Genomic DNA, 24,175 nt, shown 5'->3' on the forward strand with positions numbered 1-24,175 from the left:
CAAATAATTTTATACCTCGTGGAAACGATAACCTACACCATAAAGTGTTTCAATCATTGCAAAATCATCATCCACTTGTTTAAACTTTTTACGCAGACGTTTAATATGACTATCAATAGTGCGATCATCTACGTAGACTTGATCACTATAGGCAGCATCCATTAAAGCGTCACGACTTTTTACAACTCCTGGTCTTTGTGCTAAGGTTTGCAGAATCAAAAATTCTGTAACAGTTAGAATAACAGGTTTATCTTTCCATGTACAGGTGTGGCGTTCTTGATCCATCACAAGATCTCCACGTTTGAGAGAAGAAGTGGAAGAAGTTCCTGTAGCAAGCGGCTGGCTACGTGCACTGGATCGGCGCAAAATAGCTTTCACGCGCTCAATGAGAAGACGTTGGGAGAAAGGTTTCGTAATAAAATCATCAGCTCCCATTTTTAGACCAAATAATTCATCAATTTCATCATCTTTAGAGGTAAGAAAAATAACTGGAAGATCAGATTTTTGACGCAGACGGCGCAAGAGTTCCATCCCATCCATTCGGGGCATTTTAATATCAAAAATAGCTAAGTGTGGAGGGTGAAGTGTGAGACCCTTAAGTGCAGATGCTCCATCTGTATAGCTTTCAACCCGATATCCTTCTGTTTCAAGCGCAAAAGATAGAGATGTCAAAATATTGCGATCATCATCAACAAGTACAATCGTTTGCGTGATTGTTGGTGTATCTTTCATGGTTTCTTAGACCTTTCTATTGCTGTGGTAGCAAATTGCCCACACTTATTTTATATGGGAGTTCACATTTTTTTTGCAAAACAAATATGATACAAATTGTAGCAAAGTAAAAAACTTTTATCATTACTGTAAAATATTGTTTTGCTTTCATAATTTATAATGTTTCTACGTCTATTAAGATCCCTTCGTTTGAAAGAAAATTTTCATAAAGGCTTTTTTTATCAAAGTTTATTGCAAAATTTATTATTATTTTTGTCCTAGAATTGAACAGGCTTAGTTTTGATTTGTTGAAGTTTAGAAAATTCACCTATGTGTTTTAAGAACAAGAAAAGAATGTAGCAATATATGCACAAAATATGCACAAAAATTTGTTTCTGTTACACGAAAGGAGGTCGCAATGGGATTTTTTAATTTTATTAAAACTGTAGGAGAAAAGTTAGGTGTTGGGGATCATGAACCAAAAGAAAAAGACTTTAAAGCAGCATTTGATCATTTTAAACTTGGTACAGAAAAAGTAAATATTCAAGTTGAAAACGGCAAAGCTATTTTAAGCGGTGAGGTTTCTGATAGGCAAACACTTGAAAAAGCACTGCTGGTTGTTGGCAATACACAAGGTATCTCTTCTGTAGATGTTGACCAATTAAGGGTTATAGATAATACACCTGGAAAAACTTCTCGCTTTTATGAGGTTAAATCTGGTGATAATCTTTGGAAAATTGCTGAAGATGTTTATGGAAAAGGGCAAGGTGATAAAAACATATTTATTTTTGAAGCTAACAAGCCAATGCTAAAATCTCCCGATAAAATTTATCCTGGACAAGTTTTGCGTATTCCTGAAATTGACCATATTTAATTTATCAAAGAGGATAATTTTTTATTGATGGCATTAAACAAAAAATAAGAAGCGTAAAAAATTTTATGCTTCCTCATTTTATAAAATGTGTGTTTATGATAAAAGGAGTTTATTGAGAAGGAATGGATTTAGAAGGTGATGTTGCTTTCATAGCGTTTACAGAGAAATCAACATGAATGGTTCCTGCTTTCTCAAATGTCAATTTTGCGCTAATTTTATCACCTAGCTTGAATGGTTGTGAAAGTCCTAAAAACATAATATGATCACCGCCAGGCTTAAGCGTGATTTCGCCATTTCCCGGAATTTCAATGCCATTGTGCATTTTTTCCATTTTCATAATATCATTAACAACTGCCATAGAGTGGATCTCTGTTGTTTTTGCGCCGTTTGTGGAAATAGAAACCAAACGGTCTGGGGTATTACTGTGATTAATAATATAGAGATAACCGCTACCAACTTTTGCATCTTTAGGTGTTTCGCGTGTCCAAGGATTGAGAATTTCTATGTCGCCAAGTTGATATTGTTGAGCATCTGCTGGCAGGGTTATACCAGCAAAGAGAAGAGCACATGCGATATTTGTGACAACCTTTTTGTATGGATATTGTGCATGTATTGTATTCTTAAAGGTGATATTTATTATTTTCTTAATAATAGATGTTATCATTGCCTTACCCTCCTTCATAAGATTCACACTTTGAATGTCTTCTTATATTTTAGCAGAGTTTTTATTTAAAATAAAAGAAAGAATTGCTAAAATGAAATTGTTTTAACTATGAGGATAGAAATCATAGAATTTTTGGATCTTAAAGGAAGACAGTAAGGTTTACAACGACAAAACATCTCTCAACGCTTCAGTGTTTATTTCATGATAGTATCTGTAAACGATGTAAAATCTATGGTGCAGCGCTATTTTACTTAATAGAGATACAATACAAAATTATCATACATTTTACTAACTCTTAATATTACGAGAGCTTTGGCACTTTAAAGCGTTTATACAGAGGTGTTTTTATATCATTTATATAAAAAACTTTTTAGGTGAGTGTGAAAGCACAGCTTTCAAATAGGAGTAAAAATGAGACCGTTAGAAGGGGAGCTGTTGAGAGGATATCGATAGATAATGCCTTTACTGATACGGGCATTTGGAAAAGTGCAGTTTAACACCATGAAGGAGTCTAATAAAAAATCGCCTCATAAGATGAGGACTATTTTAGTTTAAAAAAGGGTTATGATATATAATATTTGTGATATAAATTTATACGCCTTTAAACGATATTTTTAAAAAGCTTTTACGTGAGTATCATTTTATCAATGATGAGAAGATCAAGAGCGAGAGTGCAATCACTCTTTTATTTTTTTAATTTTTATAGAAAGATATATTTTTTGAGAATTGCAAGAAAAATATATTATGATCTCAAGTCTCTCATAAATATGGTATTTATGGGTCATTAGAGCGCCTATTTTAAAATAATTTTTTTATTTTGAAGATGTTTCTCTTATTATTCTCTTGTAGCAATAAAAGCCTGTTCTTATATACGAGGCAGCAAGGCTTGTTGCGACTTGCAGTTTATTATTATGTTATGTTGCTTGAAGCAGTATGTGGGCTTTGAGTGTTATGAGGAGCTATCTTAAAAAGATGCTTTATGAAGGTTGAGGTAGCTTGCTGAATGGAGATTATAATATGGCAAAAGTAATTGGTATTGATTTGGGGACAACGAACTCTTGTGTGGCTGTTATGGATGGCAAAAACGCAAAAGTTATTGAAAACTCAGAAGGAGCGCGAACAACACCTTCGGTTGTTGCCTTTACTGATGGGGGGGAGCGGCTTGTTGGGCAGCCTGCTAAACGGCAGGCGGTGACAAATCCTGAAGGGACAGTTTTTGCAGTTAAACGTTTGATAGGGCGCCGTTTTGATGACCCTATGGTTGAAAAAGATAAAGCACTTGTTCCTTATAAAATTGTTAAAGGTGACAATGGTGATGCATGGGTTGAAGAAGCGGGTAAGAAATATTCTCCATCGCAAATTTCAGCTATGATTTTGCAAAAGATGAAGGAAACAGCAGAATCTTATCTTGGTGAAAAAGTTGAACAAGCGGTTATTACGGTTCCTGCTTATTTTAATGATGCACAACGTCAAGCTACGAAAGACGCGGGTAAAATTGCTGGACTTGAAGTTTTACGGATTATTAATGAGCCAACTGCTGCTGCTTTAGCTTATGGTTTGGACAAAAAAGACGGAAAGACAATAGCGGTTTACGACCTTGGTGGTGGTACATTTGATATTTCAGTCCTTGAAATTGGAGATGGCGTTTTTGAAGTTAAATCAACCAATGGGGATACGTTTTTAGGGGGTGAAGACTTTGATATGCGCTTGGTTGGTTATTTTGCAGATGAATTCAAAAAAGAGCAAGGAATTGATCTGAAAAATGATAAACTCGCTTTACAGCGCTTAAAAGAAGCGGCAGAAAAAGCGAAGATTGAGCTTTCTTCGTCACAGCAAACAGAAATCAATTTACCATTTATCACGGCAGATCAATCTGGTCCCAAGCACTTAACAATGAAATTGACTCGGGCAAAATTTGAATCTCTGGTTGATGATTTAGTGCAGCGTACCATCGAGCCTTGTAAAGCTGCATTGAAAGATGCTGGATTAAAGGCTGGTGAAATTGACGAAGTTGTTTTAGTGGGTGGTATGACACGTATGCCCAAGATTCAGCAAGTTGTGCAGAGCTTTTTTGGCAAGGATCCCCACAAAGGCGTTAATCCTGATGAAGTGGTCGCAATGGGTGCTGCCATCCAAGGCGGTGTATTGCAAGGCGATGTCAAAGACGTTTTGTTGTTAGATGTAACGCCTTTATCTTTGGGCATTGAAACCTTGGGTGGGGTTTTCACACGCCTTATTGAGCGCAATACCACTATCCCAACAAAAAAATCGCAAGTTTTTTCAACCGCTGATGATAACCAGAATGCTGTAACGATTCGCGTTTTCCAAGGTGAACGGGAAATGGCAAGTGATAATAAGTTATTGGCTCAATTTGATCTTGTTGGTATTCCTCCAGCACCACGTGGTATACCTCAAATTGAAGTTACTTTTGATATCGATGCGAATGGTATTGTTAATGTTTCGGCCAAAGATAAGGGAACAGGGAAAGAGCATCAAATTCGTATTCAGGCATCAGGTGGTTTAAGTGATGCTGATATTGAAAAAATGGTAAAGGATGCAGAAGAACATGCGGCTGAGGATAAAAAACGCCGTGAAGGTGTTGAAGCTAGAAATCAAGCGGAGGCTCTTATTCATTCAACTGAAAAATCGCTCAATGAATATGGCGATAAAGTATCAGCTGAAGAAAAGGGACAGATTGAAACAGCAATATCTGATTTGAAATCTGCGCTTGAAGGAAGTGATACGGAAGAAGTAACAACAAAGATGCAAAAATTAGCAGAAGTCAGTATGAAGCTTGGACAGGCTATGTACGAAGCCTCACAAGCAGCGAGCGCTGATACTGAAACAGAGACAAAGAATGATGATGTTGTCGATGCTGATTTTGAAGAAGTTAATGATAAGAAGAAATAGTGTCAGCATATGTGTTGATTAATTTATAAACCCGGCCTTTGAAATATAAGGCTGGGCTTTATTATTTGAGATAAGTTGCAACTTTGTTGCTAAAAATATAAATTAAAAGCAATATTATCCATAAAGATGGATGACAGAAAAACTATCAGGAATACATGATGAAGGTTGACTATTATGAAATTCTTGGCGTGACTCGTGAATGCGATGATAAAAAGTTGAAATCTGCTTTTCGTAAGTTGGCAATGCAATATCATCCTGATCGAAACGCGGGGGATAAAGAGGCAGAGCGAAAATTCAAAGAAATTGGCGAAGCCTATGAAGTTCTTAAAGACCCCCAGAAGCGTGCTGCTTATGACCGGTTTGGCCATGCGGCCTTTGAAAATAGCGGTGGTCAAGGGGGAGCAAATCCCTTTAGCGGTTTTGCTGCTGGTGGTGGATTTGCGGATATTTTCGAAGATTTTTTTGGTGAGATTATGGGAGGGACACACCGTAAGCGTGGTGATAGTCGCGAACGTGGTGCAGATTTGAGTTATAATATGGAAGTGACTTTAGAAGAGGCATTTTCAGGAAAAACTGCAGAAATTAATATTCCCAGTTCTGTCACGTGTGATGTTTGTGAAGGATCAGGGGCGAGAAAAGGCTCTAAGCCGCAAGTTTGTGGAACATGTCATGGCTCTGGTCGTGTGCGTGCAGCACAAGGTTTCTTTTCTATTGAGCGAACATGTCCTTCATGTCATGGACGTGGTGAAACTATTACGGATCCATGCCCCAAGTGTCAGGGAACACGGCGTATAGAGAAAAAACGTTCATTGAGCGTAAATGTTCCAGCTGGTATTGAAGATGGAACGCGTATTCGCCTTTCTGGTGAGGGTGATGCTGGTCTTCGTGGTGGTCCCAATGGTGATCTTTATATTTTCCTTTCCATTAAACCGCATGAGTTTTTTCAGCGAGAAGGAGCAGATCTTCACTGTCGCGTTCCTATTTCAATGGTAACAGCTGCTTTAGGAGGAGAGTTTGAAGTTTCTGACCTTGATGGTGTTAAAGCACGCGTTAAGATTCCAGAAGGGACACAAAATGGATGTCAATTCCGCCTTAAAGGCAAAGGTATGCCCATGTTACGCCGTCAGCAAGCAAGGGGTGATCTTTACATCCATATCACGATTGAGACACCGCAGAAATTAACGCAAGAACAACGTGAATTGTTGCAAAAATTTGAAAAGCTCTCAAATCATGAGAATTCACCGCAATCACATGGTTTTTTTTCACGTATGAAAGAATTTTTTGAAAATCTTTCTGGTTAAAATATGTGAATATTCTCAAAATAATTAGAGAGAACTGTGGGAAAGTTATTTTCATTAAGCTTTCTATTGTCTCATAATCTTTAAAAAGAAAAGAGAGAGACAGCTAATTTAGGATAAACTCCTGTTGCTGATAGTTTTTATATTTCATGTGTTTTATGGATAAGTTTTATTTTTGAATGTCTATGACATTTTAAAAAGGGCTTATCCATATAAGAACGCAATTGAGTGATTGATAATAAATATTGCTAGTGTCATGATAAACGCCTTTATGCATTCAGTATTTTTTGTATTTATTTTTTTACTCAAAATTTCTTTTTAAAGGCCCTATAACAAAACTGTAAAATAGGTAGAAGCTTGCCAAGAAACGCTAAATAAGCTGTTAGGCAAACCATCTTATTTCAAATAAAGTATCAACTTCTTATAACCGATTTTATTTTTAGCATTTTTCATAGTTTTAATCACTGCTTCCTTTAAAATAAGGGTTATTTTCGGAATAGCTTTTACATGCCTCATCTCAGCTTTTAGCAGTAATCATGTCTTTTTAAATGCGGATTTAGTTTTGTATTTCTGATATCATAAATAGTTCTTCTAGATAATAAAAAACGCTATAATCAAGTTTATTTTGTTCCAAAGAAATTGCGGAATGAGATAATGTGTGTTGAATGCTAAAGAAGACATAACAAACCACGTTTTGAGGTATTCGATGTATCTCTCTTGTGGGAAAACAGATTCGATGGAATTCACTTAATTGAATTTATTGGCATAATAAAAAGTTGGTGGGAAGATAGAGGAAGTTACCTTTAAAAAGAAAAAATAAATACAATAAAAATAGCACAATATGCTTAGAAAATAGCACGATATATTATTGAAATTGATGAGTGATATTTCATAAAATAATACAATTAAAACAATACATTAATAGAATTAAAAAATTCTAAAAAACATTGAATAATTCAAGTATGTATCGCTATGCAGAAAGAAAAAATTATTGACAGATCAATGAAAATGAGAAATTTCATCAAATCTTACGAAGAGAGTAATCTAAACAATTAAATGCTTTTACGAAGATGCTTCTGAAGAGCTATCGCAATAAAATCACAATATATGATAATTTTGCAAAGCCTTTTTTCGATTTTACGATATAAAAAGATAAATTATTATGATTCTTCATAAGGAGCGTTCAGTTGATATTTTTTCATGTTTAATGATTGAAAAAAGTCAAATTTTTAAAACCAAAGTTATAGTTTATTGAGATAAACTATAAAGTGGTTGATCGATTTCTTAGCTTGGTAATATGTTAATTTTATTATTATAAGAAACTTTATTTTTATCTTACAAAATCAATGGTTGTATATATTCTTATTCATTGTTAAGTATCCATAGGGATAAACTAATGAGTTAAATATACAGCGTAGCTTAAAAAATTTGCTTTTCAATTTTATATATAAGATCATAAAATAATGACGTTTTTTTACGCCTATTTTGTTTAATTTTTTGCTGTCAATTTTTAAAGGACGTTTTTTGTGTTTCATCTTCGTAAATTAAAAGAAAATTGACGATTTTCAGGGGGATGGATAGAGTAAAGCTTGGTTTTATTGTTTTCACTTTTCCTAAATTTCATTAAGAGATGGTAAAAAGTGATGAGGAGGGCTCTATTGATGGATGATGCTAAAAACGATGATGTAGATGTTTTGGAAAAACAAGCAGCATTTTTATCGTCTGCTTTACCTTATATGCAAAAATATGAAAATGAAACGGTCGTGGTAAAATATGGCGGCCATGCTATGGGTGATCCTGCTTTGGGACGAGCATTTGCGCGTGATATTGCTCTATTAAAGCAATCGGGGATTAATCCTGTTGTTGTTCATGGTGGTGGGCCTCAAATTGCTAAAATTTTAATGAAAATGGGGATTGAATCACGATTTGAAAACGGATTACGGGTAACCGATGAGCGGATCGTTGAAGTGGTTGAAATGGTTTTAGCGGGTTCCATAAATAAAGAAATTGTTGCTCTCATCAATGCTGAGGGTGAATGGGCAATAGGATTATGCGGCAAGGATGGCAATATGGTTTTTGCCGAAAAGGCTTATAAAACTGTTATTGATCCTGATTCGCATATTGAACGTGTTTTAGATTTGGGGTTTGTTGGTGAGCCTGTTGAAGTTGACCGCACGTTGCTAGATCTTTTAGCATGTTCTGAAATGATACCGGTTCTTGCTCCTGTGGCTCCAGGACGCGATGGTAAAACTTATAATATTAATGCTGATATTTTTGCTGGAGCTATTGCTGGTGCATTAGAGGCTAAACGCCTTTTATTTCTCACTGATGTTCCTGGTGTTTTGGATAAACAGGGTAAACTTTTAAAAGAATTGACAGTTTCTGAAGCTGAGAAATTTATTAAAAATGGGACAATTTCAGGAGGGATGATTCCAAAAGTAGAGACTTGTATAAAAGCCCTTCAAAATGGCGTGGAAGGTGTTGTCATTTTAAATGGTAAAACTCCTCATTCTGTTTTACTAGAGCTGTTTACCGAACAGGGAGTTGGAACGCTTATTGTTTCATAAATTGTGAGGAAAATTGGAAGAGAAAGTTTTTCATGGTGAGTCTAAAACAGTTTAAATATCCTTTATTAAGTAAGCCAGAATTGGCAATATTTACTGCGACAATATTGTGGGGCATTACATTTTTAGTCATTCACATTGCGGTACGCTATAGCGGTCCTCTGTTTTTTGTTGGATTTCGTTTTATTGTTGCATCTCTTATATGTGGGGTAGTTTTTTGGCGCTCTATAAAAGGGATAACTGTTTATGAAGTTTTCGCTGGGATGGCGATTGGTTTAGCCATGTTTTTGGGTTATGCTTTTCAAGCAGCTGGACTTCAAACGATTATTAGTAGTCAGTCGGCTTTTATCACAGCGCTTTATGTACCTATGGTTCCAATTTTGCAATGGATTGCTTTTAAAAAACCTCCCCGTTTAGCTTGTTGGATTGGCATTATTTTCGCTTTTATTGGGCTTGTATTTATTTCAGGACAAAAGCCGGGAAATTTTGATTTTTCAAAAGGCGAAATTTTAACTTTGTTAGGCGCTTTAGCGATTGCTGGAGAAGTCATACTCATCGGAATTTTTGCGAACAAGGTTGATAGTCGGCGTGTAACCATTATTCAGTTATTTTTTAGTGGTTTTTTTTCATTTGCTTGTATGCCTTTGATGGGAGAAAGCATTCCTGAATTTTCGTGGGTTTGGTTTAATATTGGTATAGGATTGGCATTAATGAGTGCCATCATTCAATTAGCTATGAATTGGGCACAAAAGTCTATTTCCCCTACGCGTGCGACACTCATTTACGCAGGTGAACCGGTATGGGCTGGTATGGTTGGGCGTTTGGCTGGAGAACATTTATCTCCCTTAGCTTTATTGGGCGGTTTGCTTATTCTGATTGGGATCATTGTGGCTGAATTACAACCTTCACAATGGCGTAAAAAAAATAAAGCAATTAAAAAAATTGATTAGCTATACATTTTTTATTATGATTTTATTGCATGAGATTTTTGCTTGTAGAGTTTTCATTTTTGGAGCTTTTTTAATATTAAGATGATTAAGAAGTTCTATAAATTATTCCAGTTTTTGCATACCAAATTGGAGAAATAGTATACTTCTATCTGTTTGTCTAATTTTTAAACCGGGCAGACAACCTTCATTGAGCCAAAGCATGAGGTGATATAAAGGTAAAAATTAACGCTCATCTTTAAATTCGGCTTTAACAACTTTCAAAAACATCTACGGTAATGTTTTTGAATAATGAAAATTACGCACTGTCGCACGTTATTTCTTTTGTCCTTGAATAGAGTTACGCTTCTCACGCAAAATAGAACGCCCAAAGTATCTCCATAACGTTGTACATTAAAGCGTTTTTTAAAAGATAATTTTCTCAATATACATCATATTCATTGACGGTTTGCATGAAGTATAGAAAAACCACAGAGCATCATCATTTTACTTAAAATAAAAGGCACGAGCATTTTCTTTATCTGTTCTCAATATTACGATAGCTTTTGGCATTTGAAAGAGAGAGGTATTTTTACTCATTTCTTAAACGTTTTTATCCATACACTGGCTCTGTTTTATAATGGGGGAGCAAAAAATTTATTGATTCATTATGAGAAGATTTAAAATGAGAGAAGCTCGCGATATTCAGAGCTTTAATTTAAATTGCAAAACAATAAACGATCATTATAAATCAATGCGTTATCCAATGAATCGAAGAGGATTGGTGTGTTTTATATTTAATGAAGGAAGGAGTTGTATAAAAAGTATATAAAACATCACTCAATAGAGCATATTTCTAAAGTTTTAAAAATTGAGAAGAAACTCTCTCGATATTCATGTTATTTTATATAAGATTGCTAAAAAAGCAGATTATTGCGTACAAATAAAAAAGCATTTCTTACGAATTTTATTGCAATCCTAAGTGATATATTCGTCTATCATATAAATATTATAATACATTGATTTATAATGATAATATAGCATTATTTACATTGAATTAGAACCTTGAATACTGTAAAACTTTCTCACGTCAAATCATTTTCATGTTAAATCAATCCAAATCATTTGCTTACACGTCACAAGTGAATGAGTGGGGGGGCATGTGGGTAAAGACTGTGCAAGAGAAGTATATCTCTGATAAACTTTTTCAAGTGTAAAGGATCGTCGCAATATTGGAGATTAGCAAAGTATGTGATGGTACTGGCTTATTACAGCATATGAGTCATCAAACAAGATGTGAAAAGATCATTTTAGGACCTTTTGTATTTAATTTCGCAAACAAAAGCCTTATTGTTTAGGCTATGAGAAGTTGTGTTTTGAGAAGCTTTTTTGGTTTATATTCTTTTGTAAGGAGCTAGAGCATAATTGGTCTTTGCGTTTTGTATTATTCTTTGCTAAATCGCCTTATATGACAGTAGATCGTAATTATATTCGTAATTTTTCCATCGTGGCGCATATTGATCACGGCAAATCCACTTTAGCTGATCGTTTGATTCAAATAACAGGTGGGCTTGATACACGTGAGATGAAAGAACAAGTACTCGATTCCATGGATATTGAGCGTGAACGTGGAATTACTATTAAAGCACAAACGGTACGTTTACGCTATAAAGCCAAGAATGGTGAGACCTATATTTTAAATCTTATGGATACACCTGGTCATGTGGATTTTGCTTATGAGGTTTCGCGTTCATTGGCAGCTTGTGAAGGCTCTCTGTTGGTGGTGGATGCAAGCCAGGGTGTAGAGGCGCAGACGTTAGCAAATGTTTATCAAGCCATTGATAATTCCCATGAGTTGGTTGTTGTTCTCAATAAGGTTGATCTTCCAGCAGCAGAACCTGAGCGAGTTAAAGAACAAATTGAAGATGTGATAGGCATTGATACATCTCAAGCAGTAGAAATATCAGCAAAAACAGGTTTGGGTGTTCCTGATGTTTTGGAGGCAATTGTTGCACAATTACCACCTCCACGTACAGGCGATGTTGCAAATCCCTTGAAAGCAATGCTGGTTGATAGCTGGTATGATGCATATCTTGGTGTCATTGTTTTGGTACGGGTGATAGATGGTATTTTAAAAAAAGGCCAAACCATTCGTATGATGGGTACAGGTGCAAAATATCCAGTTGAGCGCGTTGGGGTTTTTACACCTAAAATGGTACAGGTTGATGAGTTAGGACCAGGCGAGATTGGTTTTATCACTGCTTCTATCAAAGAGGTAGCAGATACACGGGTTGGGGATACGATTACTGAAGAGCGCCGTCCTTGTGAAAATGCTTTACCTGGTTTTAAGCCTGCGCAACCGGTTGTTTTTTGTGGGCTTTTTCCAATTGATGCTGCTGATTTTGATGATTTGCGTGCAGCCATGGGCAAATTACGCTTAAATGATGCGAGTTTTTCTTTTGAAATGGAAACATCTGCGGCTTTGGGGTTTGGTTTTCGCTGTGGCTTTTTAGGACTTCTGCATCTTGAAATTATTCAAGAGCGATTAGAGCGTGAGTTTAATTTGGATTTAATTGCGACAGCACCTTCAGTTGTTTATCGCATGAATATGAATGATGGTTCTGTTAAAGAGTTACATAATCCAGCGGATATGCCTGATGTGGTTAAAATTTCTTCCATAGAAGAACCATGGATTCGAGCGACAATCATGACTCCTGATAATTATCTTGGGTCAATTTTAGAGCTATGCCAAGAGCGGCGCGGGGTACAGGTTGGGTTATCCTATGTTGGAACCCGTGCTATGGTAACGTATGATTTACCACTGAATGAAGTTGTTTTTGATTTTTATGATCGGCTAAAATCAATCTCCAAGGGTTATGCTTCTTTTGATTATCAAATGACAGATTATGCAGAAGGTGATTTAGTTAAAATGTCTATTTTGGTGAATGGAGAGCCTATTGATGCATTATCGATGCTTGTTCACCGCACGATTGCAGAAAAGCGCGGGCGTTCAATGTGCGAAAAACTGAAAGATCTTATTCCTCAGCATATGTTTCAGATTCCAGTTCAAGCGGCTATTGGTGGTAAAGTTATAGCGCGCGAAACGATTCGTGCTTTGCGTAAAGATGTAACAGCGAAATGTTACGGGGGTGATGTTACGCGTAAGCGCAAACTTTTGGAAAAGCAAAAAGAAGGCAAAAAGCGGATGCGCCAATTTGGAAAAGTAGAAATTCCACAATCGGCATTTATTCAAGCGCTCAAAATGAACAAATAATGAAAAAAGGAGTATTTTCCTTCATTGATTGTGTTTTGCTTTTGTCGGTTGGTTCCGTTGTTCAAGAGTGCTTTTTAATGGAAATTGCGCAATATTCACACTTTTGGGTATAGTGTTTTTCATTGTGTCATGTTGCTCACGTAAAACAGAATGCTTTAAACAAAATACGTTTGTGTTGCATATTTGTGCACTTGTTTCAAAGAAACATTTCTCAATACATCAAACTCCATTTCACAACGGGGACTGTAACAAAATATAATGTAAAATACACTGTGAATGATATAAAATCCATTTGGCATTACCGCCTTTACGCGTCAGAAAGGCGCAAAGCGCACCCATTATACTCTTTTTCAGCTCAAAATATTATGACAGTCCTTATCACTTGAGAGAATTCATTAAAGGTATTTACTCTATTTCTTAAAGTATTTTTTGCCCACACACCAACTGTGTTTGTAACGAGCAAGGAAATGATAGTGATTGATTCACTATGAAAGGATTTAAAATGAGAGAATCCTTGTATTCGAGGTTATTATTCAAGTTAAAAAACGAAGCAATATTATTATGCATTAATCTTGTGTCTAAGAACGTAAAAGATCATTAATAGATGTTTTTTCTCGTGTTTTTTGATCAACGCGTTTTACAATAACAGCACAATAAAGGTTTGGGCCTGCTTCACCATTTGGTAAAGGTTTTCCGGGGAGAGAACCTGGTACAACCACTGAATAGGCTGGTACTTCACCAATAAAAATTTCACCTGTTGTACGATCAATAATCTTTGTTGATTTTCCAATAAAGACTCCCATTCCCAAAACAGCACCTTCACGGATAATACAGCCTTCAACAATTTCAGAGCGCGCACCGATAAAGCAATGATCTTCAATGATGGTTGGATTTGCTTGCAATGGTTCTAAAACACCTCCAATACCAACACCGCCAGAAAGATGGACATGTTTACCAATTTGTGCACAAGAACCAACGGTGGTCCATGTATCAACCATTGTGCCCTCATCAATAAAAGCACCAAGATTGACAAAGGATGGCATCAATATAACGTTTGGTGCAATGTAAGCAGAATGGCGCACAATGGCTCCAGGAACGGAACGGAAATTAGCACTTTTAAAATCTGCTTCTTGCCAACCAGAGAATTTTGAAGGAACTTTATCCCACCAATGTGTTCCATTTACACCACCGGCAATAATTTGCATAGGGTTAAGCCGAAAAGAGAGCAAAACAGCTTTTTTCAACCATTGATGAACATGCCATTGTCCGTTTTTTTGTCGTTCTGCGACGCGAATTGCACCTTTATCGAGAAGATTCAATGCGTGTTCGACACTCTCACGAATTTCACCTTTTGTGGTAGTATCAATAGAATCACGATCATCAAATGCTTTTTCGATAATGATTTCAAGTTGTGTGAGATTGATCATGAACATAGTTCCGTTAAACAAGTTGAAAGCTTCAAGATTTATTCTCTATGACTTACGCGAAGAAATGTTTTCAGTCAATAAAACGATGAGGAAGTAGGACAGGTGCATGAAAAAAGGCTGTAAAGAAAAAAGAAAAAGGGAGCAAGAAAACTGGACACCACTTCTCCATGCGAAGGATACGCTACAACAAATCCATAAAGTCTCTAATTCAGTACAGGTGCGTTCGTCTACTTATCGTTTAGCCTATATCGATCAAGAGTTTATGATGCGTCCAGAGTTGCGCTCACAACGTATTAGTCTTGAATTTTTAAAGCCGGAAATAACCCTTAAAGAATATAATATTCAATCAACAGTTGTTTTGTTTGGTGGTGCGCGTATTCCTGAACCTGGGCAAGCAGCGTGGGCTGCAAAGAATGAAACACAAAAGAAAAATTTGCGTGCTATGTCATATTATTACGATGAAGCAAGAGAGTTTGCACGTTTGTGCTCACTCTATTCTGCTACTACACAATATCGTGAATTTGTAGTTATTACAGGGGGCGGACCAGGGATCATGGAGGCGGGAAATCGTGGTGCTTGTGATGTTGGTGCTCCAACAATTGGCTTGAATATTATTTTACCACATGAGCAAGAGCCTAATTCGTATGTTTCGCCGCATTTGTGTTTTAATTTTCACTATTTGGGGATACGAAAAATGCATTTTTTATTACGGGCGAAAGCATTAGCCATTTTTCCTGGAGGATTTGGGACTCTGGATGAACTGTTTGAAACGTTAACTTTAATACAGACGGAGCGTATGAAACAGGTACCAATTTTATTGTTTGGCAAAGAATTTTGGAGCAATGCTATCAACTTTGAGTATTTGTCTGCACAAGGTACGATCTCTCCCAGTGATGTTAATTTTATGAAATTTGTCAATACAGCAGCAGAAGCGTTTGAAGAAATTCGTTCTTTTTATAAGCTGCCTTAACAGTTTTGAGGCGTTAACTCTTGAAGGATAATTAATATTCCACTTTGGTTAAATAAAGTCCTGAAGGGGGGGCAACAACACCACAACGTTTACGATCTTTAGCGTGAAGAGCTGCTTCAAGATCTTGAGCTGTCCAACGTCCAATACCCACTTCCATGAGGCTTCCTGCAAATGAACGGATTTGATGATGAAGAAAAGAACGAGCTTGTGCATAAAGAAAAATTTCTTCACCTTCTCTTTGAATATCGAGACGTTCAAGGGTGCGAATAGGGCTTTGGGCTTGGCAATGTGCTGAACGGAAAGTGGTAAAATCATGTTGTCCGACAAGTTTTTGCGCAGCTTCATGCATGGCTTCAGCATTAAGAAGCTTTGGTATCCACCATACGCGTTTGGCATTTAGAGCTGGTGGAGAGCGACGATTGAGAATTTTAAAAAGATAATGGCGCTTTACAGCGGAAAATCGTGCATCAAAGTCATCAGGGACATTTTGTACGTTTAAGATTGAAATCGCTTCTCCCTGTTTACGTAAAAGAGCATTGAGCGCGTCACGCACAGTATGAGGGGGCCAGTTTTTTATGAAATCAACATGGGCAACTTGTCCCGTAGCATGTACTCCTGCATCCGTTCGTCCTGCTGTTGTTATGGTTAATTGTTGTCCACTGAAGCAAAAAATCGCTTGTTCAAGAGCTCCTTGTATCGTGTGAAGTTCTGCTTGACGCTGCCAACCAGCATAATTTGAACCATCATATTCAAGAGTGAGTTTAAAACGTGGCATCTTAAAAAACAGCAGAAATATGAGCGCCTCGCAAAAATGTTGCGCACTCAAGAATTTTACCGCCAGATCTTTGTAGAGAGGTTATTTCTATCCGTCCTTGCCCACAATGGATAATCAAAGAATCTGGTTCTATCCGTCCAATTTCAAGAGAAGGACCTGTTGTTAAGCGACTTTCAAGAATTTTTACACGTTCTTCTCGTCCACCGATATTCATATTGCACCAGCAACTAGGAGAGGGAGAGAGCGCGCGAATATGCCTATGAATAAACTCTGCAGGTTTTGTCCAATCAATGCGGGTCTCTTCTTTTCTAATTTTGGCCGCATAGGTAATGCCTTCCTCTGATTGTGGGGTCAGTTTAAGTTGTCCTTTTTCAAGAGTTGATAAAGTCTCTACCATGAGTTCTGCGCCAATATGTGAAAGTCTGTTTGAAAGCTCAGCAGTGGTGGTGTTATCAGTAATGGGGATGGAGCGAGAAAGAGCGATAGGCCCCGTATCAAGTCCTTCATCCATTTTCATGATCATGATACCTGTTTCTTTATCACCAGCCATAATTGCTCGTTGAATAGGCGCAGCACCACGCCAACGTGGTAAGAGTGAAGCGTGGGCATTAAAACAACCAAAACGCGGTGCTTCGAGAATAGTTTTAGGTAAAAGGAGTCCATAAGCCACCACAATAGCAGCATCAACAGAAAGTGCTGCAAATTTCTCTTGTTGTTCGGCTGTTTTAAGTGTTTGAGGCGTAAAGATAGGAATAGATTTTTCTTCTGCTGCGGTGTGAACAGCTGAGGGGATTAATTTCAGCCCTCGACGTCCTGCTGGACGAGGAGGTTGACTATAAACAGCAACAACATCATGACCAGCATCCAATAAAGCATGCAAAATGGGAACAGAAAAATCTGGTGTTCCCATAAAACTTAACCGTAATGCCATTACAAAACTGCTTCCTGCATGTTTTTTTCTTTTGCGCGTTTTTTAAATTTCCGTATCACCATATCGCGTTTGATCTTTGAAATGTAATCAATAAAAAGGCGCCCATCTAAATGATCAATTTCATGCTGCAAGCAAGTCGCCAAGAGATCATCTGCTTCAATTTCTATCTGCTTTCCTTCACGATCTTGATAGCGAACACAAAGGCGTTTAGGACGTTCCACTTCTGCAAAATAGTCAGGAATAGAAAGACAACCCTCTTTGTAAATATTACGCTCATCTGAAAGCCATAAAATTTCAGGGTTGATAATAACAAGTGGTTTTTTCTGCTCATCTTCAGAATTTCCAGAGACATCTATAACCAACATACGTAGTGGTATACCAATTTGAATAGCCGCAAGACCAACGCCCTTAGCATTATACATGGTCTCCAACATATCATCCGCAAGTTTTTGGAGAGCTGCATCAACCCGCTCAACGGGTTTGGACACTTCCCGTAAAATCGGATCAGGTAAAGTAACTAAAGATCTTATTGACATAAGAAGAGATTAATCAAAGGTTTTTTATTGGTCAATATTGAATAACAGATTCTTGCATTTTTTTATCATAAGAGCGTTATATTACCTTTTATGTTTGATTCGTTTTTTTCTATATTCGCTGGTGAGTTTTTTTCTAAATTAATCGTTTTACTTTTATTTACACTTGTCTGTTTGGCATTTTTTATGCTGATACATTTTCATAGAAAAAAAGCATTTTTAGAAAAAGAAATTGCTGAACGTGCGCGTGAGGCACAAATGCAGATGGCTACTTTGCTGAAGACACAAGCTGAAATGCAAGGGCGAATGCAAACGATGGCGGAAATTTTTGGTCAACGGCAAGCTGAACTGAATAAATCACTCAGTGAGCAACTCAATGGAATGACAACAAGCTTAGGTCAAACACTTCAGGTACAAACTAAATCCACTTATGAAAATTTGAATCGTTTGCAAGAGCGTTTAGCAGTGATTGATGCGGCACAAAATAATATTCAATCGCTTACGGGACAAGTTGTTCAGTTGCAATCCATTTTAAGCAATAAGCAGACGCGTGGTACTTTCGGTCAAGGGCGGATGGAAGCAATTATTGCTGATGCCTTACCAGCAAATGCCTATGCTTTTCAGGCTGTTCTTTCCAACGGAAAGCGCCCAGATTGTCTGATTCATATGCCCAATAAAGCACCTTCTCTTGTTGTTGATGCTAAATTCCCTCTAGAGGCTTGGAATGCTATGCGTAAAGCCGCATCAACGCAAGAGCGTCAAGAGGCAGAACGCCAATTTCGTACCGATCTGGAAGTTCATATCCGTGATATTGCACAAAAATATTTGATTCCTGGAGAAACCCATGACACGGCTTTTCTTTTTGTGCCATCGGAATCGATTTTTGCAACAATTTATGAAGATTTTGAGCCATTGGTACAAAAAGCCAATAGAGCCCATATAATTATTGTTTCACCGTCTTTGTTGATGCTCTCTGTCCAAGTGGTACAAACCATTATGAAAGATGCGCGGATGCGTGAACAAGCGCATTTAATTCAATCAGAAGTAGCAAAATTGATGGAAGATTTTGGACGAATGGATATGCGTGTTCGTGCATTACAGAAGCACTTTTACAAAGCAGGTGAAGATATAGAGGGTATTTTAATATCATCCTCCAAAATTATGAAACGGGCAAATCGCATTGAAACTTTCGAATTAAAAGAAAATTACTCTGAGCCAACAAAAATGACAACATCCGCTCAGTCACAAACATTGCGTTTGGTTGATGAGGAATAACGCAAAACAATCTTCTTAAATATCACAAGTTAGATCACGCTCTTTATTGATTGGTAATCATTTTTTAGTATCTCTATCTTGTTTTATTTCTTAAACGAGAGGAATAGAGAATATGCGACACCTTTTGTTTTTAGGGGCATTGGTGTTTCTGCTAGAGGGCTGTGCAACAACCACTCCCACCCACACAAATAATGCTTGTGCTATTTTAGCACAAAAAAATGGTTTTTTTGATAATTGGGGAAGGGCGTCTCAAAGAGCAGAAATGCGTTATGGGATTCCTATGCCTATTATTCTTGCAACCATTAAGATGGAATCGAGCTTTCGTCACAATGCACGTCCTCCACGCAAAAAACTACTTGGTTTTATTCCATGGAAGCGTCGATCAACAGCCTATGGTTATTCTCAAGCGCTTGACAGTACATGGGCAATGTATCTTCGCTCTACAGGCAAATCTTTTGCATGGCGTACGAATTTTGCAGATTCTGCTGATTTTATTGCTTGGTACCATCGCCAAAGTGTTCAACGCAATGGTGTGAGATTTGATGATGCATATAGCCTTTATTTAAATTATCATATGGGGCATAGTGCTTATGCGCGTAGTGGGGGGCGTGTCACTGTTGCACTGTCACAGGCAGCACAGCGCATGGCGAGAATATCGAAGCTCTATGAACGGCAATTAAAGAGATGTGGGTGGCGTTAGGGAAGATTTTTGAAAATATCAATTAGGGAATTGATGTGGTAAAATCATTTGAGCGCAAAATTTTTTATGGTGCGATAAGGCTGTCTTGTTTTTCCGATTTTCGAATAAAATAAATTGTTATTGAATAGAGTAAACTCAAGCGACAGAAAATTTTTACAATACACAATACATTTGTGCACACTCTCGATATTGTTATCCTCTTTGTTCAAAGAATTTACAATGGAAACAATCTTCCATTTAGCGCTGGGCTAAATACCACAGATTGTTGACAGAAATTTTTTAAAGATAATCTCTTTTTTATTTTTATTAAGCGTTTAAAATAGCAATCAAAAAATGCGATTTCAGCATTATAAAGAGGTAAAAAATTCAATATAAAAAACGAAAAATGCATTAAACGAAAGAGCATCGTTTCATAAAAACTTTGCTTTGTATAAAAGGGGGTACAGCCTTCCAAAAGATTAATATTATGAAGTATTGTATGAAATGAAGTATATCCATTCATTTTGCCTGTCCAGCTTAATTGAAAAAAGTTATCTTTCCATGTTGTAAAACACTGTCATTTATAGGATGATAAGGTATATACAACTTTACACATAAAAATATTCAAGACAGGAATTGTCTATAGCATCTGTGAAGTAACAAACAAGCCTTCAGTGTTGTGATAGCGCTTGCATTTGAGGATATTTATGAAAAGCATTTTTATGCTTTTCTTAAACGGTTTTTTACTACAAATCATTATTTTATAACAATAATATTCTTTTATTCATATTGAATTAAGAGTTTTAAATAGCTTAGAATTCTGTCATTTTAAATCTCTTGATGTTTAATCAAGAAAAACCATTGGCTTGTACATAAAGTGCAATTGGCATGTGGATAAAAACATCAAGAAAGGACTAAAAATGCCTCTTATAAAAATTTTTGCAACATGAGAGATTGAAAATATAATGATGGCACCGCTTTTCTCCTACACCTTCAACCTCGTTTGAGACGTGTAAGGAAACAAAGTTTATTAATTCAATATGTATGTGAAGGCTTATGATGAGAGAAGTTTACTCTGTTCGGAGTTATTATTTAATATATTAATAATTTATCATGATAAATCAATATGTTATTTAATCATTAACATACTTCAGTATTGAGCAGATGAACGCTATTCAATGGAGTATTTTTTAAAATTGGTAAGACATTTGATAAGACTAAAAATATTCAACAAGAGTCCTGATTCGCAATAATTGGAAAATATATCTTAATCTTCTATTCCCAAATCTCTGTTTAGGTACTTCTTACCTTTAAAAGGATATCGATAATCAACAGATTATGATTTTGTGGTGAAGAAGGATTTAAATTTTGCCTTTTAAAATATAAAGTGTCAGTTAAACAGCTCCTTTTTTATTTCTGTGTAAAGCATAAAAAATGATCTCTTTTCATTGTTATATAAAGTAAAACTTTATAATCCAACAAATGATTAAAAACGCATAATGGTAGCATTAAAGCAAGAAACGTGCTACTGGAACAATGGTTACAGAGCATATAAACCTTTTAAATTGATTTCACATTCTCGTTATAACTAATTCTCTTGATAAAAGAGCTGATCACTGATCCTTTTGGTGGAGCTAAGCGGGATCGAACCGCTGACCTCTTGCATGCCATGCAAGCGCTCTCCCAGCTGAGCTATAGCCCCTATAAAAACAAATTTTCCCAAAAGAACAATATATAATCCCAACTTTCTAAAGCGAGAAAAATTGAAGATCAAGAAGAATTTGCATTTAATGGAAAAGATATTTTCTGTTACTTTTCTTAAGCATCATCATCATTAGAAACACTGCCTCCGAGAATATCAGTAACGTCATCATCCTCATCGTCATCATCATGAGATAAAAATGTATCATCGTCATCACCGAGGTCTACATCACCATCTTCCAAATCAGGAAGATCGTCGTCTTTAGAATCCTCATCAACTTCTTCAAGAAGCATAAAAGCAGATTTTTCAAGTGCTGTATCAAGCTCTTCAGTATCAACTTCTTCTTCGTTGTTTGCTTCAGCTGCCGCAACCTCAAAATAAGAACGCGGATAAGAAATTCCTGTATAGAGCGATACAATAGGATCGCGATTTAGATCGTAAAATTTTTTTCCTGTTTCTGGATCAACACGTTTAGTTCCAAGTTCTTGTTTTGCCATAAACCGTGCCTCTTTGATTAACTACTATTCCATTAAAAGATAAATTTTACAGTGCTTAATCGAAAAGTAATGCCTTTGTCAAAGATAAATACACTGTTCCACAGTGATTTTTTCATGACGTTCTTTAAAGCGTGTGCTAAAGGATGCATAATTTCATAAAAGTTAGATAGAATTAAATAGAATTTCCATGCAAAAAGCAATCCCTATAACTGCCTATAAGTCGAGTAATCTCTCTGGAAAAATTCAAATACCAGGAGATAAATCAATCTCCCATCGTTCTCTTATATTGGGAGGATTAGCAAGTGGTGAGACATATATCCACGGATTACTTGAAAGCGCTGATGTACTCAATACAGCTGCTGCTATGCAAGCTATGGGCGCCTGTATTATTAAAAAAGATGACGTTTGGATCATACGAGGAACAGGGAATGGTTGCCTCTTATCTGCGCAAAAACCTTTAGATTTCGGCAATGCTGGAACAGGTGCTCGTTTGGTTATGGGAATGGTTGGCCCCTATCATATGAAAACGACCTTTATCGGAGATTCCTCTCTCTCTAAACGTCCAATGGGACGTATCCTTGATCCGCTGCGTCTCATGGGGGTTGAAATTGAGGCAACGCACGACGATCACCTTCCTTTAACACTTTATGGACCGAAAATGGCTAATCCGATTCGCTACCGTGTTCCAATAGCTTCCTCCCAAATTAAATCAGCAGTTCTGCTTGCTGGACTCAATACCGCCGGCATTACAACTGTTATTGAACCGGTTCTCACACGAGATCATACGGAAAAAATGTTAAAAGCATTCGGTGCGCAACTTGAAATAGAAAAAGATAACGAAGGTGCGCGTTTGATTCATCTTAATGGTCAACCCCATCTTACTGGGCAAACGATTCATATTCCGGGGGATCCTTCTTCTTCTGCTTTTCCAATTATCGCAGCTCTTCTTGTAGAAGACTCTGATATCACCATTGAAAATGTTTTGATAAATAACTCTCGAATAGGACTTATCGAAACATTGTGGGAAATGGGTGCTCAAATTGAATTTTTGAACCGACGTCAAACAGGTGGAGAGGATGTTGCTGATCTACGGATAAAATCATCGGTCCTTAGAGGCGTTACGGTGCCCAAAGAACGTGCTCCATCGATGATTGATGAATATCCTGCTTTGGCAGTAGCAGCAGCCTTTGCAGAAGGTAAAACAGTTATGCTAGGAATTGAAGAATTGCGTGTAAAAGAATCAGATCGACTGTCTGCTGTTGCTCAAGGATTAAAAATTAATTGCGTAGACTGTGAAGAAGGTCAAGATTTTCTTGTTGTTTATGGGAACGGTTCTACCAAAGGTTTGGGCGGTGGACATGTCTCCACACATCTTGATCATCGAATTGCTATGTGTTTTCTCATTTTTGGGCTTGTGTCAGAAAAACCTGTTACCATTGATGATAAACGAATGATTGCTACGAGCTTTCCAGAATTTATTCCTTTTATAAAACAACTTGGGGGAAAAATCGTTTGAAGCCTTTTGTTATCGCCATTGATGGACCTGCTGCCTCAGGCAAAGGAACCTTAGCACGTAAAATTGCTGCACATTATCGCCTTCGTCATCTCGATACTGGTCTTACTTATCGTAGTGTTGCTCATACGCTTTTACAACAAAATTTAGCTCTTAATGATGAAAAAAATGCTCTTATTTATGCTAAAGAACTTGATTTTAATACCTTAAATCCTTCTCTTCTTTCTTCTCATGAACTTGGTGAAGCGGCTTCAAAAATAGCAATTAACCCTGCTGTACGCAAAATTCTTGTCGAAAAACAACGCAACTTTGCTAAAGTTTTGCCCGGCTGTGTGCTTGATGGGCGTGATATCGGAACGATTGTTTGTCCTGATGCCGATATCAAGTTTTATATTCTAGCCAATGTTCAAACACGCGCCAAACGCCGCTACCAAGAGATTTTAAAAAAAGGTGTTCAAGCAAATTATCATGAAATCCTAGCTCAACTTGAACAACGCGACAGTCGCGATATAACGCGCAAACAAAGTCCACTAAAACCAGCAAAAAACGCCCACTTGCTTGATACGTCAGAATTGAGTATAGAAGCAACATTTGAAATTGCATGCAGTTTTGTTGATCCAATCATAAAAATGCATATAATTGGATAAATTCG

18 protein-coding genes and 1 tRNA gene are annotated in these 24,175 nt (G+C 36.9%); 11 read left to right on the plus strand and 8 right to left on the minus strand.

All coding sequences use genetic code 11. The features are described from left to right. Window positions 1-9 precede the first annotated feature (9 nt). Entirely contained in the window at window positions 10-732 is a 723-nt protein-coding gene (locus tag ACFIKI_RS00780; RefSeq protein ID WP_375665193.1) for a response regulator transcription factor, read from the minus strand. 397 nt (window positions 733-1,129) lie between these two features. Between ACFIKI_RS00780 and lysM the strand changes: the two genes are divergently transcribed. Continuing rightward, a complete protein-coding gene (gene lysM / locus ACFIKI_RS00785; RefSeq protein WP_375665195.1) occupies window positions 1,130-1,585 on the plus strand; it encodes a peptidoglycan-binding protein LysM in 456 nt (151 codons plus the stop codon). Between the two features lie 109 nt (window positions 1,586-1,694). On the opposite strand, the gene ACFIKI_RS00790 is transcribed toward lysM, so the two are convergent. Next, complete coding sequence (locus ACFIKI_RS00790) at window positions 1,695-2,249, minus strand: copper chaperone PCu(A)C (protein WP_375665197.1); 555 nt, start codon at window positions 2,247-2,249, stop codon at window positions 1,695-1,697. Between the two features lie 1,017 nt (window positions 2,250-3,266). Between ACFIKI_RS00790 and dnaK the strand changes: the two genes are divergently transcribed. The 5 genes from dnaK (at window position 3,267) to lepA (ending at window position 13,221) form a co-directional block, all read left to right on the plus strand. Beyond that, a complete protein-coding gene (dnaK, locus tag ACFIKI_RS00795; protein ID WP_375622007.1) occupies window positions 3,267-5,159 on the plus strand; it encodes a molecular chaperone DnaK in 1,893 nt (630 codons plus the stop codon). Window positions 5,160-5,317: 158 nt separating this feature from the next. Next, window positions 5,318-6,460, plus strand: coding sequence for a molecular chaperone DnaJ (dnaJ, locus tag ACFIKI_RS00800; RefSeq protein ID WP_375622006.1), 1,143 nt, complete (start codon window positions 5,318-5,320; stop codon window positions 6,458-6,460). 1,658 nt (window positions 6,461-8,118) lie between these two features. Beyond that, window positions 8,119-9,024, plus strand: coding sequence for an acetylglutamate kinase (gene argB, locus ACFIKI_RS00805; protein ID WP_375622005.1), 906 nt, complete (start codon window positions 8,119-8,121; stop codon window positions 9,022-9,024). A 32-nt stretch (window positions 9,025-9,056) separates the two neighbouring features. Continuing rightward, window positions 9,057-9,971 carry a DMT family transporter gene (locus ACFIKI_RS00810; RefSeq protein ID WP_375665200.1) on the plus strand — a complete coding sequence of 305 codons (915 nt, stop codon included), beginning with the start codon at window positions 9,057-9,059 and terminating at the stop codon, window positions 9,969-9,971. Window positions 9,972-11,415: 1,444 nt separating this feature from the next. Then, the gene (gene lepA / locus ACFIKI_RS00815; protein WP_375665335.1) at window positions 11,416-13,221 is read left to right on the plus strand and encodes a translation elongation factor 4; all 1,806 of its coding nucleotides are present in this window, start codon (window positions 11,416-11,418) and stop codon (window positions 13,219-13,221) included. Window positions 13,222-13,799: 578 nt separating this feature from the next. Here lepA and dapD read toward each other — a convergent pair. After that, window positions 13,800-14,648, minus strand: a complete 849-nt coding sequence (gene dapD, locus ACFIKI_RS00820; RefSeq protein ID WP_375614320.1) for a 2,3,4,5-tetrahydropyridine-2,6-dicarboxylate N-succinyltransferase — start codon at window positions 14,646-14,648, stop codon at window positions 13,800-13,802. Window positions 14,649-14,754: 106 nt separating this feature from the next. Between dapD and ACFIKI_RS00825 the strand changes: the two genes are divergently transcribed. Beyond that, entirely contained in the window at window positions 14,755-15,618 is an 864-nt protein-coding gene (locus ACFIKI_RS00825) for an LOG family protein (protein ID WP_375622002.1), read from the plus strand. A 31-nt stretch (window positions 15,619-15,649) separates the two neighbouring features. Here ACFIKI_RS00825 and truA read toward each other — a convergent pair whose 3' ends face one another. The 3 genes from truA to def are packed head-to-tail and all read right to left on the minus strand — an operon-like array spanning window position 15,650 to window position 17,860. After that, window positions 15,650-16,393 (minus strand): tRNA pseudouridine(38-40) synthase TruA, encoded by a 744-nt coding sequence (truA, locus tag ACFIKI_RS00830; RefSeq protein ID WP_375622001.1) that lies wholly within the window; start codon window positions 16,391-16,393, stop codon window positions 15,650-15,652. A 1-nt stretch (window position 16,394) separates the two neighbouring features. Continuing rightward, window positions 16,395-17,324, minus strand: coding sequence for a methionyl-tRNA formyltransferase (gene fmt, locus ACFIKI_RS00835; protein WP_375665203.1), 930 nt, complete (start codon window positions 17,322-17,324; stop codon window positions 16,395-16,397). After that, a complete protein-coding gene (gene def / locus ACFIKI_RS00840; RefSeq protein WP_375665206.1) occupies window positions 17,324-17,860 on the minus strand; it encodes a peptide deformylase in 537 nt (178 codons plus the stop codon). The genes fmt and def overlap by 1 nt, the downstream gene beginning before the upstream one ends. A 90-nt stretch (window positions 17,861-17,950) precedes the next feature. Here def and ACFIKI_RS00845 point away from each other — a divergent pair, with 90 nt between their 5' ends. Both ACFIKI_RS00845 and ACFIKI_RS00850 read left to right on the plus strand, forming a co-directional pair. Then, window positions 17,951-19,132, plus strand: coding sequence for a DNA recombination protein RmuC (locus ACFIKI_RS00845; protein WP_375665209.1), 1,182 nt, complete (start codon window positions 17,951-17,953; stop codon window positions 19,130-19,132). A 112-nt stretch (window positions 19,133-19,244) separates the two neighbouring features. Next, the gene (locus ACFIKI_RS00850) at window positions 19,245-19,832 is read left to right on the plus strand and encodes a hypothetical protein (RefSeq protein ID WP_375621997.1); all 588 of its coding nucleotides are present in this window, start codon (window positions 19,245-19,247) and stop codon (window positions 19,830-19,832) included. A 1,605-nt stretch (window positions 19,833-21,437) separates the two neighbouring features. On the opposite strand, the gene ACFIKI_RS00855 is transcribed toward ACFIKI_RS00850, so the two are convergent. Continuing rightward, a tRNA-Ala gene (locus ACFIKI_RS00855) sits at window positions 21,438-21,513 on the minus strand. Between the two features lie 116 nt (window positions 21,514-21,629). Further along, complete coding sequence (locus tag ACFIKI_RS00860) at window positions 21,630-22,010, minus strand: TIGR02300 family protein (protein ID WP_375665212.1); 381 nt, start codon at window positions 22,008-22,010, stop codon at window positions 21,630-21,632. 187 nt (window positions 22,011-22,197) lie between these two features. Between ACFIKI_RS00860 and aroA the strand changes: the two genes are divergently transcribed. Together aroA and cmk are read left to right on the plus strand one after the other, a co-directional pair. Continuing rightward, window positions 22,198-23,526: a 3-phosphoshikimate 1-carboxyvinyltransferase gene (gene aroA / locus ACFIKI_RS00865; RefSeq protein WP_375665215.1), complete on the plus strand. Its 1,329-nt coding sequence runs from the start codon at window positions 22,198-22,200 to the stop codon at window positions 23,524-23,526. Next, on the plus strand, window positions 23,523-24,170 hold the full coding sequence (gene cmk, locus ACFIKI_RS00870) for a (d)CMP kinase (protein ID WP_375665217.1): 648 nt from the start codon (window positions 23,523-23,525) through the stop codon (window positions 24,168-24,170). The genes aroA and cmk overlap by 4 nt, the downstream gene beginning before the upstream one ends. Window positions 24,171-24,175 lie beyond the last annotated feature (5 nt).

Origin of the sequence: Bartonella sp. TT121SHDZB (assembly GCF_042193415.1) — a bacterium.
Lineage (GTDB): Bacteria > Pseudomonadota > Alphaproteobacteria > Rhizobiales > Rhizobiaceae > Bartonella.